The organism is Azospirillum sp. UFLA03-27, from assembly GCF_059803775.1.
In genome coordinates, this window is record NZ_JAUQTX010000440.1 from 1 (window position 1) to 2,661 (window position 2,661).

Annotated in this window: 2 protein-coding genes and 1 pseudogene; 1 reads left to right on the forward strand and 2 read right to left on the reverse strand. The window is 70.3% G+C overall.

What is annotated here, in order from left to right:
* Window positions 1-55: 55 nt before the first annotated feature.
* Window positions 56-358 (forward strand): annotated as a pseudogene (locus Q4I23_RS32025) (dienelactone hydrolase family protein); the annotation flags it as partial.
* A 61-nt stretch (window positions 359-419) separates the two neighbouring features.
* Here the strand turns inward: Q4I23_RS32025 and Q4I23_RS32030 are convergent.
* Together Q4I23_RS32030 and Q4I23_RS32035 are read right to left on the reverse strand one after the other, a co-directional pair.
* Entirely contained in the window at window positions 420-2,051 is a 1,632-nt protein-coding gene (locus Q4I23_RS32030; RefSeq protein ID WP_498528912.1) for an alpha-D-glucose phosphate-specific phosphoglucomutase, read from the reverse strand.
* A gap of 148 nt (window positions 2,052-2,199) precedes the next feature.
* Window positions 2,200-2,661: cold-shock protein (locus Q4I23_RS32035; RefSeq protein WP_498528913.1), on the reverse strand; the 462-nt coding region annotated here is incomplete at its 5' end.

Genomic DNA, 2,661 nt, shown 5'->3' on the forward strand with positions numbered 1-2,661 from the left:
GCGTATAATCGTCGGCAGCGTCAGATGTGTATAAGAGACAGATTGCTGGGGCGGCACCATCGCCTGGGCCGCCGCGTCGCGCCTGCCCGTCCGCGCCGCCGTTGCCTATTACGGCGGCGGCATCGGCAACCGGTTGGATGAGGTTCCGCGCACTCCCGTGCTGCTGCATTTCGGCGAGACGGACCATGCCATCCCGCTGACGGTGGCCGAGGCGGTTCGCCAGCGCCATCCCGGCGCCATCACGCACCTCTACCCCGCCGGCCACGGCTTCAACTGCGACGAGCGCGCCAGCTACGACGCGGCGAGCGCCGCCCTGGCCAAGCGGCGCACGCTGGGCCTGCTCCAGGCAGTGTTCTGAAAAAGGAAAAGGCCCTTCCCCCCCCAGCGTGGGAGGAAGGGCCTTCTTTCAGAACAAATCTTTAGGTGGCGACGTCCGGCTTGGTGCGTCCGGTGTGGCGCTCGATGCCGGCCAGTTCCGCCGCCAGATCGGCCAGCGGCTTCAGCGCCACCGGGGCGTCCAGCCCATGCTCGCCGCCGACCGGCTCGTACCGCTCGAAATAGACGCGCAACGTGGCGCCCGACGTGCCGGTGCCGGACAGGCGGTAGACGATGCGCGAGCCGTCCTCGAACCCGACGCGCAGACCCTGCCGCTCCGACCGGCTGCCGTCCACCGGGTCGGTGTAGGCGAACTCGTCCGCCGCCGCGACCGTGCGCCCGCCGAGAGCCGTGCCGGCCAGCGAGGGCAGTGTCCCGCGCAATTCGGCGATCAGGGCGTCGGCGGCCTCCTGCGGGATGGCCTCGTAATCGTGGCGGCCGTAATAGGTGCGCCCGTAGGTGCCCCAATGCTCGGCCATCAGCTCGGCCACCGACAGGCCGCGGGCGGCCAGCACGTTGAGCCACATCAGGACGGCCCAAAGCCCATCCTTCTCGCGCACATGGTCGGCGCCGGTGCCGAAGCTCTCCTCGCCGCACAGGTTGATGCGTCCGGCGTCGAGCAGCGTGCCGAAGAACTTCCAGCCCGTCGGCGTCTCGTAGCAGGAAATCCCCAGCTTCGCCGCCACGCGGTCCACCGCCCGGCTGGTCGGCATGGAGCGGGCGACGCCCGCCAGACCGCCTTTGAAGGCCGGGACGTGGGTGGCGTTGGCGGCCAGCACGGCGAGGCTGTCGCTGGGCGACACGAAGACGTTGCGGCCCAGGATCATGTTGCGGTCGCCGTCGCCGTCCGAGGCGGCGCCGAAGTCCGGCGCGTCCGGCCCGAACAGCCGCTCCACCAGCTCCTCCGCGTGGGCGAGGTTCGGATCGGGGTGGTGCCCGCCGAAATCCTCCAGCGGCGTGCCGTTGATGACGGTGCCGGCGGGGGCGCCCAGCCGGCGCTCCAGGATCTCCGTGGCGTAGGGGCCGGTGACCGCGTGCATGGCGTCGAACACCATGCGGAAGCCCGACGAGAACAGCTTGCGGATCGCCGCCATGTCGAACAGCGATTCCATCAGCTCCGCGTAGTCAGCCACAGGGTCGATGACCTCCACCGCCATGCCGCCGAGCGCCGTCTCGCCGAGACGGTCGAGGTCGAGGTCCGGCGACTCCAGCGTCTTGTATTCGGTGATGCCCTTGGAGCGGGCGAAGAAGGCGTCGGTCAGCGCTTCCGGCGCCGGGCCGCCGTTGGCAGCGTTGAACTTGATGCCAAAATCGCCGTCCGGGCCGCCGGGGTTGTGGCTGGCCGACAGGATCACGCCACCGATGGCGCCGCGCTTGCGGATGACGCAGGAGGCCGCCGGGGTGGACAGGATGCCGCCGCGCCCGACGACCGCACGCGCGACGCCGTTGGCGGCGGCCATGCGCAGGATGGTCTGAACGGCGGTGCGGTTGTGGTACCGCCCGTCGCCGCCGATCACCAGCGTGGCGCCGGACAGGCCGTCCACGCAGTCGAAGATGGATTGGACGAAGTTTTCCAGATAGCGCGGCTGCTCAAAGACCTTCACGGCCTTGCGCAGCCCGGAGGTGCCGGGCTTCTGGCCGTCGAAGGGCGTGGTCGGACAGGTGACGGGAACCACTGGACGTCCTCTCTTGGTCGTGTCGGGCCGGGGCGGCGTGCCGTCGCACCGCCGCCCCGCTCCGCCACGATGCGCGGCTTTGCGCCGCCGTTCAACCGGGCCGAACGACACCTTACCTTCGGAGGCCCACCTTCGGTGGTCCGACGCTTTACGCCTCTTCGACCGACACGGCTTCCGGCCCCTTGTCGCCCTGGCGGACGGAGATGCGGACGCGCTGGCCGTCGTTCAGCCCCTGCAGGCCGGAACGCTCCACCGCCTTGATGTGAACGAACACGTCCTGGCCGCCGCCGTCCTGGGCGATGAAGCCGAAGCCCTTGGTGGCGTTGAACCACTTCACGGTGCCCTCGGTCTGGGTGGCCGGGCCGCCTGCCGGACGGCGCGGGCCGCCGCGATCGCCGCCCCGGTCATTAAAGCCCCGGTCACCACCGCGATCGTTGAAGCCACGGCTGTCGCCCCGGCCACTGAACCCGCGATCACCGCCACGATCACCGCCCCGGTCGTTGAAACCACGGTTACCGAACCCGCGGTCACCCCCACGCTCGTTGCGGTCGCCGAAGCCACCCCGCTCGCCATAGGACGGGCGCGGCCCCTGGGCACGGCTGTCTCTTAT